The following is a 13,294-nucleotide window of genomic DNA, read 5'->3' on the forward strand; positions in this document are numbered from 1 at the left end:
CCGGCGTTCGCCGTGTCGGCCGTCTCACGCGTCACACGAAGCTGTACGGCGGCAGGGGTCCGGTCAGCGTGAAGGTGCAGGCCTCGCCCTGCCGGTCGGCCTCGTCCCGTACGGCACGGACGAACGCGTCCGCGGAGGGGGCGGGCACCAGGAAGGAGACGTTGAGGAACTGACCGGCGGCGGGCTCGGCGCGCGCGGCCCGCGCCGCGCTGGGCAGCAGGCGTTCCAGCGTCTTCTCCGCCCGCTCCTTGCCGCGCTCGGCGACCTGGCCGGCGACGAGCTCGCCGAGCGCGATCCGGTCGTCCTGCCCCGCGGCGCCCGACCTCGTGCGTTCGTTGAGCTCTCTGATCTCGTCGGACTCCGCCACGATCTCCAGCAGCAGGTCCTGCTCGTCGCGGGCCGCCTTCAGGTTGAACTCGACGTGGCCGGCGAGTTCGGCGAGGCGGGCGCGGTAGGCGTCGCCGTCCCGCCGCAGCGCGTCGCCGACCTGGTCGTCGTCCGGGCCCAGCAGGCCGAAGCGCATCGGCAGCGTCGCCCCGTCCGCCATCAGGGACTCCAGGACCGCCTCGTGCGCCAGCACGTCCCGGTGCTTGGCCCGCAGCCCCTCGGGGGCGTCGCTGACGACGGCGGTGACATCGCCCCCGGCGACCGTACGCAACGGTGACGGCGGGTCGCCCACGCCCTGGAGGCCGTCCAGCCGCAGGGGGTGGTCGGCGCCGGTGATGGCGTAGATGTAGGTCGGCATCTGCTACTCCTCCCGTCGGGTGGCGGACGTACGGCCGGAGGTGGACTTGCGGGCCGGCCGCTTGCGAGGCTCCTCCTCGGACTCCTCGCGCTTGCTCTGCAGGGAATCCGTGAAGGCCTCGACGGCGCCGGTCAGCGCCCCCTTGGACTTGCCCTTCGCGCCGCTCTCGGTCACCTCGCCGACGATGTCGGTGAGCTGCGTCGGCGCCTTCCGCCCGGACTCCAGGTCGAGCCGGTTGCACGCCTCGGCGAACCGCAGGTACGTGTCCACGCTGGCGACCACCACGCGGACATCGATCTTGAGGATCTCGATGCCGACCAGCGAGACGCGGACGAACGCGTCGATCACCAGCCCACGGTCGAGAATGAGTTCCAGCACGTCGTAAAGGTTTCCCGAGCCGCTTCCGCCGCTCGTGGCATTGCTCTGTTGGACGAGTGTCACGGTGAACTCCTTCCGTTGTGGCGTCGGTCGACGCCCACGGGCACGACGCCGCCCCCCACGATGAGAGAGGGCCGGCGCCCGCCGGCGCCGTCAGCGACGGTCGATCTGGCCCCGGGCGTAGCGTCGTGTGCGCTCGTACGCCACGAGTCGCCCCTCGGTGTCGAGGGCCACTCGGTACGAGGCCATGACGCTCATCGTGTCCGGAACCTTCTCCAGCTCGACGACCTCGACCTCGGCCGCCCACCCGTCTTCCGTGGCCTTGACCGCGGACACGGATCCGGGTTCGCACCGCAGCAGCTCCGAGAGCTGCGCGGAGGCACGACGCATGGCCGTGGCGATGTCGAGCTTTTCGGACGTCTCGTTCTTGTCGTCGTCAGTCGCGCTCATGTTCCCGCCTGTGAGGCCTGGATGACCGCCGTGGGGCCGTGCCCCAGCAGCCGTCGGTGGCTGACGTTCGCGTGCCCCGCCCGTCCGAACGTATGCGTGACCCGTCGGCGAGCGGTCCGGAGAAGCCCGGCCCGAGGGCCGCCCGACGGGCGCCGGAGATGCGTGTCGCGTCGGGAGAACAGGGCAGGCGCCCAGTACGTACGCAAACCGTGCGGTGCCACGAAAGGAGCAGCGACCATGGCAGAGAACAAGCCGCTCAAGGCTCGCGACATCATGACGGCGGGCACCCAGTGCGTCGGCGAGCACGAGTCCTTGCAGGACGCGGCGAGGATGATGCGGGACATGCGGGTGGGCGCGATGCCCATCTGTGGCGATGACGACAAGCTGAAGGGCATGGTCACCGACCGTGACATCGTCGTCGAGTGCGTGGCCGCCGGAGACGACCCGGCGCAGGTCGAGTGCGGTTCCCTCGGCGGTGAGCTGCACTGGATCGACGCGGAGGCGTCGGCGACGGACGCGCTGCACGTCATGGAGGAGCACCAGGTGAAGCGACTGCCGGTGATCGACGTGCAGGACGGGCACCGTCTCTGCGGGATGATCTCGGAGGCCAACCTCGCCCAGAACCTCACCGACCAGCAGATCGCCGAGTTCGCGAGCAAGGTGTACGCGGGCGCCCACTGAGAAGGACCGTGGCCGCGCCCGACCGGTCGCGGCCACGGGACCCGCGGTGGCCTCGGCCCTGATGAGGCCGCCGCCGTCCGAGCGACAGCGGCCCGCGGCACCGCCGAGAACGGCGGCGCCGCGGGCCGCTGCGGTCATCCGCCACCGCTCACCGTGTCCGACGTCGCGACGCGCGCGGCGGTCAGTCCGGCGACGCCGCACCGCCGCTTCCAGGCGCAGCTGGGCACGACGACGCCGCCCATCTGCGTACGCTGCTGCGCCGCTCCGCGCCGATACGGCGCGGGCGGGGAGCGGGAGTGGTCAGGACGCGGTGGGGACCGCCACGTCGAGGCCGCGCGCGGCGACGAGCTGCGCGCTGCCGTCGGCCAGGCGGTACGACAGCCCGACCACGCCGAGGCGGCCCTCGGCCACGGCGTCGGCCAGGACGCGGGAGCGCTCCAGCAGCAGGTCCACCGTGTGCTCGATGTGCTCGGCCAGGATCTCCTCGGCACTCTCGCGTCCGGCGGCGCGGGCGGCCAGCACGCTGGTGTTCACCCGTTCGACCACGTCGCGGACGAAGCCGCCCGGCGTCTTCCCCTCGTCCAAGGCGGAGCAGGCCGCGGCAACGGCGCCGCACGAGTCGTGACCGAGGACGACGACCAGCGGCGCCTTGAGGACGGAGACGCCGAACTCGATCGAACCAAGGGTCTCCGTGCCGGCGACGTGTCCGGCGGTACGGACCACGAACAGGTCGCCCAGGCCCCGGTCGAAGATGATCTCGGCCGCCAGCCGGGAGTCGGAGCACCCGAACAGCACGGCGAAGGGCTGCTGGGACGGGGCGGTCTCCGTGCGGCGGGCGGCGTCCTGGTTCGGGTGCTCGGGGGCGCCGGAGACGAAGCGCTTGTTACCGGCCATGAGCAGGTCGAAGGCGTCGCGGGGCGTCGGCGTAAGTATCTTCTCTGTCATGGCGGCAGCCTACGAGGTGACACCAGCCGTCGCACCGGCCCGCCCCCCGGTGTGCTCCACACGGGGCCTGTGACGGCAAGCGTCCTTCGGCGGAGCTGCCCCAGCGCGGCCGACCAGCAGGTTCACGCTCGCGCTGGAGAGGGGGTGCGACCGGTGGGCAATCCTCCTTCATGATCGCCCCGAATGAAGGATGAAAGGGACGAAAAGTCCGGAACGCGACCCGGCCTCGTGCCGGTGAAACTCCCCGGAAGGGGATGCATCGCGATGACAGCCAAGCGCTCCACCCGCCTCGTCGCTCTCCTGGCCGTGCCCGCAGCCCTCACGCTCTCCGTGGCGGCCCCGGCACTGGCCCACGACGGGAACGACAGCGGCTCACAGACCCGACACGGCAGGGACTACCAGGTCACGCTGCTCCCCCTCAACGACTCGGGGGCCCGCGGCACCGCGCAGCTCACCCTGCAGGGCCGCCAGCTCACGGTGAAGATCGAGTCCCAGGGCCTGGTCCCCGGCCAGCCCCACGCCCAGCACATCCACGGCTCCACCACCGGCCACGAGTTCACCTGCCCCGACACGAGCGCGGACAAGAACGGGGACGGCATCGTCTCCACCGCCGAGGGCCTCCCCGCCTACGGCGACATCAACATCTCCCTGACCACCAAGGGCGACACGAGCAAGGCCAGCGGGCTGGCCGTCGACCGGATGCCGGTCGCGGACAAGAACGGCAACCTGTCCTACGCGCGGACGATCACCGTCTCCCAGGCCGTCGCCGACCACATCAGCCGCCTCCACGTCGTCCAGCACGGCATCGACCCCAACGGCAACGGCATGTACGACTTCGGCAAGGGCAAGAGCGAGCTCGACCCCAAGCTGCCCCAGGAAGCCACCGCCCCCGCCAACTGCGGCACCATCGACAGCCATGGTGGGGGCCACATGGCCAATCACTGACCCCCGGCGAAAGGGTGACTTTGCCGAGCGCCCGGGCGCAGGCTCTCATCCGCAGGTCGGGCAGGTGCAGCGCACGGAATGTGCCGCTTCCGTCGGATGCGCTCATTTCGTGCGCTCCGGCGTGCCGCGGGCGGTTCTGCGGGGTGGCAGGGGGAAGAAGCCGCTGGTGCGCGCGGCGTACGCGGCGTAGCCGGGACGTCCTGACATGTGCTTCTCCAGGAGGCGCTTGCCGCTGCCGACGGTGAGGAGCGCGGTCATCAGGACCGGGGAGACGAGGACGATGAGGGCCGGCTGCCAGGCGGTGCAGGCGAGCACATACAGGCCCCACCAGACGAGGCTGTCCCCGAAGTAGTTGGGGTGCCGGGTCCACGCCCACAGCCCCTTGTCCATGATCCGCCCCCGGTTGGCCGGATCCTGCTTGAAGCATGCCAGCTGGTGGTCGCCGACGGCCTCGAAGGCAAGTCCGAGCGCCCACAGCGCGATGCCGCAGAAAGCCGGCAGGTCCAGCGGGGCGGAGCTGTAGGAGGCTGCCTGGACGGGCAGGGAGATCAGCCACACGAGGGCTGCCTGGCCGAGGTAGACGGTGCGCAGCGCGTAGAGGGTCCGGTTGCCGGGCGCCTTGGCGAGGAGGGCCGTGTAGCGGGGGTCCTCGCCGTGGCCGCGCGAGCGCCGTGCGATGTGTGCCGCCAGCCGCAGTCCCCACAGGACGGTCGCCGCGGCGGCGAGCAGGCGTCGGCCGTCGTCGCCGTGTCCGGCGGACAGCAGCCAGGTGACGACGGCGACGGCGCTGAAGGCGAGGCCCCAGGCGATGTCGACGATCCGGTGCAGCCCGCGGCGCACGGCCACGGCGAAGGTGGCGAGGAGCAGCGCGCCCGCCGTGGCCGCGCAGGCGACGAGGTTGATGAGGAGCGCGCTCCAGGCGGTGCCGTTCACGCCGGGCCCACCGGTGGGTACCAGGCGCCGGGGGTGGCCGGCATGCCGGACGTCCCCTCGCGGGCGGGTCGCACGCCGAGGATCTGGTCGACGCCCATGCGGCGTTCGGCGAAGGCGAGTGAGGCGCCGGCCAGGTAGAGGCGCCACACCCGGGCGGTGGTCGTTCCGACGAGGTACTCGACATCGCCCCAGCGGCGTTCGAGGGTGGAACGCCAGGCGTCGATGGTGGTCGTGTAGTGCTCGCGCAGGGATTCGACGGAGCGGACCTCGAAGCCGGAGTCTTCCAGCACGTCGACGGTGCGGCCGACGGGCCGCATGTGCATGTCGGGGGCGATGTACGTCTCGATGAAGGCGCCTCCGCCGGGTGCGCGGGCGCCCCGGGACATCTGCTGGATCAGGAGCCTGCCCTCGGGACGCAGCGCGTCGTGCAGCTTCGTGGCGAAGGAGGGGTACTCGCTGTCGCCGACGTGCTCGCCCATCTCGACGGCCGCCGCGGCGTCGTAGCCGCCGTCGATGTCCCGCCAGTGCCGCAGCTGGACGTCGACGAGGTCGGCCACACCTTCGCGTGCGGCGCGCTCGGTGACGAAGCCGTGCTGGGCGCGGGAGAGGGTGACCGCGGTGACGCGGACTTTGTGTTCGCGGGCCGCGTGGACGGTGAGGGAGCCCCAGCCGCAGCCCACGTCGAGCAGGCGGTCCCCCGGGCCCAGTCCGAGTTTGCGGCAGATCAGTTCCAGTTTGTCCCGCTGGGCGTCCGCCAGGGTGTAGGCGGGGTCGTCGGGCCGGGCCCAGTAGGCGCAGGAGTACGCCATCGACTCGTCCAGGAACAGGGCGTAGAAGTCGTTGGACAGGTCGTAGTGGTGGCTGATCGCCGCGCGGTCCCGGGCGGCGCTGTGCGGGCTGCCGGCCAGGCGTGCCCTCCCGTCGGGGCGCCTGGGGGGCGGGCCGGCCGCGCCCAGGCGCGCGGCGACGACGGTGGCCGCGGCCAGGCCCGCCCGTCCGGGGCGTACGGTGGGCCGCTCGCGGACGGTGCGGCCGGCGTGGGAGAGAGCCTCGGCCAGGTCGCCTTCGACGTCGAGGTCTCCGGTGATGTAGGCCTCGGCGAGCCCGAGTTCGCCCGGCTGCCACAGCACGCGGCGCAGCGCTCGGGGCGAGCGGAGAATCACCCCGGGTGCGTCCGTGGGGCCTGCCTGGCTGCCGTCCCAGGCGGTGAGGCGAACGGGCAGGGGGCCGGGGAGGAAGTGGCCGACGAGTTGTGCGAGCCGGTCGGCGGCGGTGCTCATCGGTGGGTCCCTTCGGTGAGGAGGAGTTGGCGGACGTCGAGGTAGCGGGAGCGGAATCCGGCTTCCGAGTAGGCGAGGTAGAACTCCCACATGCGCTGGAAGACCGGGTCGAACCCGAGGCCGCCGACGGTGGTTCGGGCGGTGGTGAACCGTTCCCGCCACAGGCGCAGGGTTTCGGCGTAGTGCTCGCCGTAGCCGCGGTCGGCAGCCGTGCGCAGGCCGGCGGCGGCGGAGTGCTCGGCGACGGCCTCGCGGGAGGGGATCAGGCCGCCGGGGAAGACGTACTTGCTGATGAAGGTGTGGGTGGCGGCGGTGTGGAGCATCTGCTGGTGGCCCATGGTGATGGCCTGCAGGGCGATCCTGCCGCCGGGGGCGAGTGCGCTGCGCAGGGCGGTGAAGTAGGCGGGCCAGTACTCGGCGCCGACCGCTTCGATCATCTCGACGCTGATGACGGCGTCGTGACGGCCTTCGATGTCGCGGTAGTCGCGCAACTGGACGTCGACCCGGTCGGTGAGTCCGGCTGCCGCGATCCGCTCGCGGGCCAGGGCGGCCTGTTCGGCGGAGAGGGTCAGGGTGGTGACCCGGGCGCCGCGGGCGGCGGCCCGCAGGGCGAGTTCGCCCCAGCCGGTGCCGATCTCCAGCAGCCGGGTGCCCGCGCCGACGTCGGCGAGGTCCAGGAGCCGGTCGATCTTGCGGTGCTGGGCGGCGGCGAGGGACTCGAAGCGGGCGGGGAAGGCGGTGAACACGGCGGAGGAGTAGGTGAGGGTGGGGTCGAGGAACGCGGAGAACAGGTCGTTGGACAGGTCGTAGTGACGGTGGATGTTCTCGCGGGCCCCGCCGCGGGTGTTCCGGTCGGCGGTGGGGCGGGCGGATACCCACAGGCCGCGGAGCCGGCGCAGCGGAGCGGGGACCAGGTCGTCGACACGGCAGGCGAGGGCGGTCAGGACGCCGGCCAGGTCGTCACTGTCCCATTCACCGGCCATGTAGGACTCGCCGAAGCCGATCAGCCCGTGCCGGCCGATCCGGCGGTGGAAGGCGTCCGGGTCGTGGAGCGTCAGCCGTGGGCCGGCGGCTGACGGGCGGGCGCCGGTCGCGGGCCCGGTGAGGGCCAGCCGGTCCAGGGCCCGGCCGACGAAGTGCCTGGCGATGGCGGTGCGGGCGGGTGCCGCCGACGGCGGCCGAGCCACATCCGGCCAGCGGCCGGCGTCGACGTCCGCGCGGCGTACGGCGGGCGCGGTGGCCACGGGGATCGTGTCCGGCGTCTGCGGAGGGATCCCGGCTCCTCGGTCGGTGGGTCGGGAGCGGCCCTGGGAGACGAGGGCGGGTCGGGTCACGGCAGCATGCCTTTCTGCGCGGTGGGACGGGTCACGGCGACATGCCTTTCTGCGCGGTGGGACGGGTCACGGCGACATGCCTTTCTGCGGGGTGGGACGGGGGCGGGGGTGCACGGGCAGGCCGCGCAGCAGCAGGTGGATGCCGTGGCGGCGGATCCCGGCCCAGACGGCGGCGGTGGACCAGGGCCTGCGCACGGCTGCGGAGAGCAGGGCTGGGGTGGTGGCGGTACGGCGACGACCTCGGACGACGGCGGTGAACGCCTGGCCGTCCGCGTTGTCGAGGTGGACGGTCAGGTGCAGGAGTTCGCCGGGCAGCGGCAGTCGCATGCGGTAGCGGCCTTCGACCGCGAAGAACGGCGAGACGTAGAAGTCCTTGTCCACCTCCGCCCGACCGGCCTCGTCGGTGCGCAGCAGGTAGCAGTGGCGCTGCCCGTACGTGTTGTGGACCTCCGCGACGACGCACACCAGGGCGCCGGAGGAGTCGTGGCACCAGAACACGCTGAGCGGGTTGAAGACGAACCCGAACACCCGGGCGTGCGCGAGCATCACCACCCGCCCGCCCTCCAGGTCGACGCCGTGGGCGGCGAGGAAGGCGTCGAGTCCGGCACGGACGGACCCGGCGGTTCCGCCGAAGTGGTCGCGGCCGTCGAAGCGGGCCAGCGGACGCACCGGCCGGGGCAGCACCGGCAGCCGGTCCAGATCCACGCACCACAGGTAGGTGCGGTGCCGCAGAGTGTGGCGCAGGGGCGTACGGCGGACGTGCGTGATCACGCAGTCGTACAGCGCCGCGACGGACTCCGCGCCCAGGGGCCCGACGGACACGGCGTCTCCTTCGGTGCGGGTCACCAGTCCACCCCCAGGGAACGGGCCGCCTGGACACCTGATCGGCAGCCGTCCTCGTGGAAACCCCAGCCGTGCCAGGCCCCGGCGTACGCGGTGACACCGGTGTTGAGGCGCGGCAGTTCCTTCTGCGCAGCGACCGACGTGGGCGTGTAGACCGGATGCTCATAGACCATCCGCTCGACCACGCGGTCCGTGGCGATGCCGTCCTCACCGCCCAGCGTGACGACGTAGCCGGAGCCGGCGGGCAGCCGCTGGAGGCGCTCCATGTCGTAGCTGACGCGTACGGGTGCGGTGGAGGGCTCGCAGCCGCTCATCCGGTAGTTCCAGCTGGCCCGTGCCTTCGGGGAACGGGGCAGGAAGGAGGTGTCGGTGTGCAGCACGGTGGGGTTGTGCGCGTACGTGAAGGCGCCCAGCACCCGCTTCTCGTCGGCGGTGGGGTCCGCGAGCATGCGCAACGCCTGATCGGGGTGCGTGGCGATGACCACCGCGTCGTATGCGCCGGTGTCGCCGTCACCGGTGGTGACGAGAGCGCCCCGGCCCGTGCGCCGGACGGCTTCGACCGGGCTTGAGGCGCGGATGCGGTGGACGCGTTTGGCGGCGGCGGTGACGTAGGAGGCTGAGCCGCCGGTGACGGTCTTCCACTGCGGGGAGCCGGTGATCGACAGCAGGCCGTGGTGGTGCAGGAAGGCGAAGAGATAGGCGGCCGGGTACGACAGCGCGGTGCGGGCGGGGCAGGACCACACGGCGGAGACGAGCGGCAGGGCGAAGTGGCTGACGAAGTAGGGGGAGAACCCGCCCTCGCGCAGGAAGTCCCCGAAGGTGACGCCCGCATGAGCCCCGCGCGCCAGCAGCCGCCGGGCACCTCGGTGAAAGACGGGTACCTCTGCCAGGAGCCGGAGGTACCGGGCCCGCAGGGCCGCGCGGGAGGCGAAGAGACCTGCCGCGCCCCGGGCACCCGCGTACTCCAGCCCGCACCCGTCGCACCGGACCGACATGCTCATCTCGGCGTCCTGCGTGCCGATCTCCAGTTCCCGGAACAGCCGGAGCAGGGTGGGGTAGGTGCGCTCGTTGTGGACGATGAATCCCGAGTCCACGGGGAGAGCCCGACCGCCGGGACCGGGCAGCTCGCGGGTGTGGGCGTGGCCGCCGAGCCGGCCGTCCGCCTCGTACAGGGTGACCTCGTACGAGGACGCCAGCACGTAGGCGGCCGTCAGGCCCGCCACGCCGGCGCCTACTACCGCCGCCTTGCGCTGTTCGACCACGATCGCTCCCGCCACTCGACACGCCGCCCGACTGCTGCGCTTCACCCGTACTTCGCAGCGGACGGCCTGTCGGATGGGAGCGTGTTTTCCGGGGCGCCCAGCCGGTGTTCCGTGGACCTCGATCGGTCAGGCGGGCATGGCCATGAGGAGCAGGGGGGCGGTCGTGGGCTCGGGGGAGCCTCCGGCGGGTTCCAGGGTGAGCCCGACGGCTCCCGCGTCCGCGGGGTTCCCGGCGAGGATCACGGTGCCGTCGTGTTCCATCAGTCCGGCCGGGCGCATGGTGCCCTCGTGGTCGAGCCACAGCTGGTACGTCTTCCCGACACCGGGCGCGGGAAGGTTGGCGGCGGTGAAGACGGCCTGGTTCTGCTGGTCGGAGGAGACGACGGTGGTCAGGGCTCCGTTGGCGGCCTTGCCGTGAACGGTGCGGGCATCCGGGGCCGCCAGGACGGCGCTGACCGCGTCGAGCTGCTGCTGGGCCTGGCGGGCTTGCTGCTCCAGGTCCTGTCCGCTCTGCGTCTGCCATACCGCGACGCCTCCGAGTACGGCGGCGGCCACGCTGGCGGCGAGCGCCCAGGGCACCGCACGACGACGGAGAAAACCACCGAGGGCAGGCACCGCGCTGGGGGCGGGAATGCGCGGGGGCAGCTGCCGTACGCCGTCGATGGCGACCATGACCTCGGCCTTCGCCGCGGCCGGGGGCGCGTGGGAGACGGCCGCGGCGAGGCGGGCCGTGGTGGCCTGGAACTCGGCGACTTCCTGCCGGCAGGCCTCGCACGTCCGGAGGTGGGCGTCGAACTCCTTGCGCTCGGTGTCGTCGAGGGCGCCGAGGGCGTAGGCGGCGGCGAGGGTGTGGGCGTCGGTGGCGTGGTGGTTCATGTGGTCACCCCCATGCAGTCGCGGAGCCGGATGAGCCCGTCGCGCATGCGTGTCTTGATGGTGGGAAGAGGCGTGCGCAGGGCTTCGGCGACTTCACGGTAGGTCAGTCCCTGGTAGTAGGCCAGGGTCACGGCCTGGCGCTGGACCTCGGTCAGGCCGCGCAGGCAGCGGCGGACCTGCTCGGACTCCAGGCGGGTCTCGACCTGCTCGGCGACCTCGTCGAAAGCGGTGGTGTGCTCGCGGGCGGCCTGGGCGTGCTCGCGGTCGGTCGCCGCCTGGGCGGAGCGGACCCGGTCGACGGCCCGGCGGTGGGCGATCGTCGCGGCCCAGGTCCTGACGGAACCGGCTTCGGGCCGGTAGCGGGCGGCCTGGCGCCACAGGTCGATCATGACCTCCTGAGCGACCTCCTCCGACTGGGCCCGGTCGCGTACGACTTTGAGCACGATGCCGAAGACCAGGGGGGCGAGGCCGTCGTAGAGGGCGGAGAACGCCTGCTTGTCGCCCTGGGCGACCTGCTGCATGACGTCGGTGAGATCGTCTCGGCCCGTGTCGGCGGGACGGCCGGTGCCGAAGGGGATGGGTTGGTTCACCTTCGCCTCTCCCCCCGTGGGGAGAAGGCGAAGGGACGGCCGTGGGCGGCCGTCGGGGGGCGGGGCGTCCATCGCATGCCGCTCCTTGTGTCGTCGCTCGTGCGGGGCCGGACCGTCCCCGGAGACGGTCCGCTGTGGGGAATCTGTTCGTGTGTCGCCCGTTCTTCGTAGCGGACGGCCCTGCGGATGGGAGCGCTCTTCGTCACCGGCGCCCCCTTGGGGTGACCCGTTCCGCCGCCGACAGGACGGGGTGGCCGCGAACCGGTGTCCCGCCGGCCCCGCTGCGGGACGAGCGCACGGTTTCACTCTTTCGGATACGGGACCAATCCGCCGGGCGAGGGCTGCCGAATGCCGGGTGTGAGCAGCTTCCGCAGCAAACTCGTCCGCGCCGCACTCGGTGCCCTCGCCGGGCTCCTGGCCGCCTTCACGGCGCTGGCCGTGGCCGAGCTGGTGGCCGGACTGGTGCGGCCCGAGGCAGGGCCGGTGACCGTCGTGGGCGGGGCGGTGATCGACCGCACGCCCGCTGCGGTGAAGGACTTCGCGATCCGCACCTTCGGGGAGAACGACAAGACCGTCCTGCAGCTCGGCATCCTCGCGATGCTCGCCCTCCTCGCCCTCGCCCTGGGCGTCCTCGCCCTGTCCCATCGGCGAGCGGGCGCCGCAGGCGCGCTGCTCTTCGGGGTCGTCGGAGCGGCGGCCGCCCTCAGCCGCCCCGACTCCACCGGCCTCGGCGACGTCCTCCCCTCTGCCGCCGGGGCACTTGCCGGAGCACTCGCCCTCTATGTCCTCGCGGCGAAAGCCGTCCGGGTGCCCGACCCGGCCGGCGCGGGCGGAGAGGACGGCGAGGGCGGATGGAGCCGGCGTGGCTTTCTCACCGCGGCTGGTGTGACAGCCGTGGCGGCGACCTCGGCCGGCGCGCTGGGCAGGTTCTTCACAGGCCGGCAAGGCCAGGGAGCCGTCGCTTCCCGCGAGGGTCTGGTCCTGCCCGGGCCTGCCTCCCCGGCACCCGCCCTCCCTGCCGGCGTCCAGCTGAAGGTCCCCGGTGTCACCGCCTTCGCCACTCCCAACAGCGACTTCTACCGCGTCGACACGGCCCTGACCGTCCCCAAGGTCGATGCCGGAACCTGGCGGCTGCGTATTCACGGCAAGGGGGTCGCCCGGCCCCTCACCTACACCCTCGACCAGCTTCTCGCACGGCCCCTCATCGAACGTGACATCACCCTGACCTGTGTCTCGAACGAGGTCGGAGGCCCCTACATCGGTTCCGCCCGCTGGCTGGGCGTCCCCCTCGTCGGCCTTCTGAAGGAGGCCGGCGTGATCCCCCCGTCGCGGGGAGGCGAGGCCGATCAGCTGGTGGTGCGCTCGGTGGACGGCATGACGCTCGGCACCCCGGTCGAGGACGTCATGGACGGCCGCGACGCGATGCTCGCGGTCGGCATGAACGGCGAGCCTCTCCCCTTCGACCACGGCTTCCCCGCACGCATGCTCGTCCCCGGCCTCTACGGGTACGTGTCGGCCTGCAAGTGGATCACCGACATCGAGCTGACCACCTTCGACGCCTACGACCCGTACTGGGTCAAGCGGAAGTGGGCCCGCCGCGCGCCGATCAAGACCCAGTCCCGCATCGACACCCCCAAGCCCTTCGCCCGCCCGAACGCCGGCACCGTCGTCGTCGCCGGCGTCGCCTGGGCCCAGCACCGCGGCATCAGCCGGGTCGAGATCCGCGTCGACGACGGTCCCTGGCAGGACGCCGACCTCGCCGCCCAGGCCGGCGTCGACACCTGGCGCCAGTGGTCCTACCGCTGGAACGCCACCGCCGGCGGACACAACATCACCGTCCGCGCCACCGACGGCACCGGCCAGACCCAGACCGAACAGCGCACCCGGACCATCCCCGACGGAGCGAGCGGCCGGCACAGCGTCTTCGTCACCGTCACCTAGACCACCCCACCCGGGCACACCGAAGAACCGTGCCCGCGCACCGTGACCAACCACCTCCACACCCCGTAGAAGAAGCCCTTTCAAGGAGCAA

General features: G+C 72.4%; 13 protein-coding genes and 1 pseudogene. 3 read left to right on the forward strand and 11 right to left on the reverse strand.

Annotated elements, in window-relative coordinates:
* Nucleotides 1-31: 31 nt before the first annotated feature.
* From DEJ43_RS01855 to DEJ43_RS01865, 3 genes are all read right to left on the reverse strand, one after another.
* Entirely contained in the window at nt 32-745 is a 714-nt protein-coding gene (locus tag DEJ43_RS01855; protein ID WP_015031593.1) for a GvpL/GvpF family gas vesicle protein, read from the reverse strand.
* Between the two features lie 3 nt (nt 746-748).
* A complete protein-coding gene (locus DEJ43_RS01860; RefSeq protein WP_015031594.1) occupies nt 749-1,186 on the reverse strand; it encodes a gas vesicle structural protein GvpA in 438 nt (145 codons plus the stop codon).
* Nucleotides 1,187-1,276: 90 nt separating this feature from the next.
* A complete protein-coding gene (locus DEJ43_RS01865; protein ID WP_015031595.1) occupies nt 1,277-1,573 on the reverse strand; it encodes a gas vesicle protein GvpO in 297 nt (98 codons plus the stop codon).
* Between the two features lie 237 nt (nt 1,574-1,810).
* On the opposite strand from DEJ43_RS01865, the gene DEJ43_RS01870 reads away from it, so the two are divergent.
* Nucleotides 1,811-2,254: a CBS domain-containing protein gene (locus DEJ43_RS01870; RefSeq protein ID WP_015031596.1), complete on the forward strand. Its 444-nt coding sequence runs from the start codon at nt 1,811-1,813 to the stop codon at nt 2,252-2,254.
* 300 nt (nt 2,255-2,554) lie between these two features.
* Here DEJ43_RS01870 and DEJ43_RS01875 read toward each other — a convergent pair whose 3' ends face one another.
* Nucleotides 2,555-3,199 (reverse strand): carbonic anhydrase, encoded by a 645-nt coding sequence (locus DEJ43_RS01875; RefSeq protein ID WP_015031597.1) that lies wholly within the window; start codon nt 3,197-3,199, stop codon nt 2,555-2,557.
* Between the two features lie 264 nt (nt 3,200-3,463).
* On the opposite strand from DEJ43_RS01875, the pseudogene DEJ43_RS01880 reads away from it, so the two are divergent.
* Nucleotides 3,464-4,132, forward strand: a pseudogene (locus tag DEJ43_RS01880) (hypothetical protein); the annotation flags it as partial.
* 114 nt (nt 4,133-4,246) lie between these two features.
* On the opposite strand, the gene DEJ43_RS01885 reads toward DEJ43_RS01880, so the two are convergent.
* From DEJ43_RS01885 to sigK, 7 genes are all read right to left on the reverse strand, one after another.
* Entirely contained in the window at nt 4,247-5,077 is an 831-nt protein-coding gene (locus tag DEJ43_RS01885; RefSeq protein WP_015031599.1) for a DUF1295 domain-containing protein, read from the reverse strand.
* Nucleotides 5,074-6,357 carry an SAM-dependent methyltransferase gene (locus tag DEJ43_RS01890; RefSeq protein WP_015031600.1) on the reverse strand — a complete coding sequence of 428 codons (1,284 nt, stop codon included), beginning with the start codon at nt 6,355-6,357 and terminating at the stop codon, nt 5,074-5,076. Before DEJ43_RS01890 ends, DEJ43_RS01885 begins: the two co-directional genes overlap by 4 nt.
* Nucleotides 6,354-7,691 carry an SAM-dependent methyltransferase gene (locus DEJ43_RS01895; RefSeq protein WP_015031601.1) on the reverse strand — a complete coding sequence of 446 codons (1,338 nt, stop codon included), beginning with the start codon at nt 7,689-7,691 and terminating at the stop codon, nt 6,354-6,356. Before DEJ43_RS01895 ends, DEJ43_RS01890 begins: the two co-directional genes overlap by 4 nt.
* Nucleotides 7,692-7,757: 66 nt before the next feature.
* Nucleotides 7,758-8,513, reverse strand: a complete 756-nt coding sequence (locus DEJ43_RS01900) for a DUF1365 domain-containing protein (RefSeq protein ID WP_051025811.1) — start codon at nt 8,511-8,513, stop codon at nt 7,758-7,760.
* Between the two features lie 20 nt (nt 8,514-8,533).
* Nucleotides 8,534-9,799 carry an NAD(P)/FAD-dependent oxidoreductase gene (locus DEJ43_RS01905; protein WP_051026005.1) on the reverse strand — a complete coding sequence of 422 codons (1,266 nt, stop codon included), beginning with the start codon at nt 9,797-9,799 and terminating at the stop codon, nt 8,534-8,536.
* Nucleotides 9,800-9,922: 123 nt separating this feature from the next.
* The gene (locus DEJ43_RS01910) at nt 9,923-10,672 is read right to left on the reverse strand and encodes an anti-sigma factor (RefSeq protein WP_015031604.1); all 750 of its coding nucleotides are present in this window, start codon (nt 10,670-10,672) and stop codon (nt 9,923-9,925) included.
* Nucleotides 10,669-11,262 (reverse strand): ECF RNA polymerase sigma factor SigK, encoded by a 594-nt coding sequence (gene sigK / locus DEJ43_RS01915; protein ID WP_041661965.1) that lies wholly within the window; start codon nt 11,260-11,262, stop codon nt 10,669-10,671. The genes DEJ43_RS01910 and sigK overlap by 4 nt, the downstream gene beginning before the upstream one ends.
* A gap of 348 nt (nt 11,263-11,610) precedes the next feature.
* Here sigK and DEJ43_RS01920 point away from each other — a divergent pair, with 348 nt between their 5' ends.
* Nucleotides 11,611-13,203 (forward strand): molybdopterin-dependent oxidoreductase, encoded by a 1,593-nt coding sequence (locus DEJ43_RS01920; protein WP_015031606.1) that lies wholly within the window; start codon nt 11,611-11,613, stop codon nt 13,201-13,203.
* Nucleotides 13,204-13,294 lie beyond the last annotated feature (91 nt).

The sequence above is a fragment of the Streptomyces venezuelae ATCC 10712 genome, assembly GCF_008639165.1.
Lineage (GTDB): Bacteria > Actinomycetota > Actinomycetes > Streptomycetales > Streptomycetaceae > Streptomyces > Streptomyces venezuelae.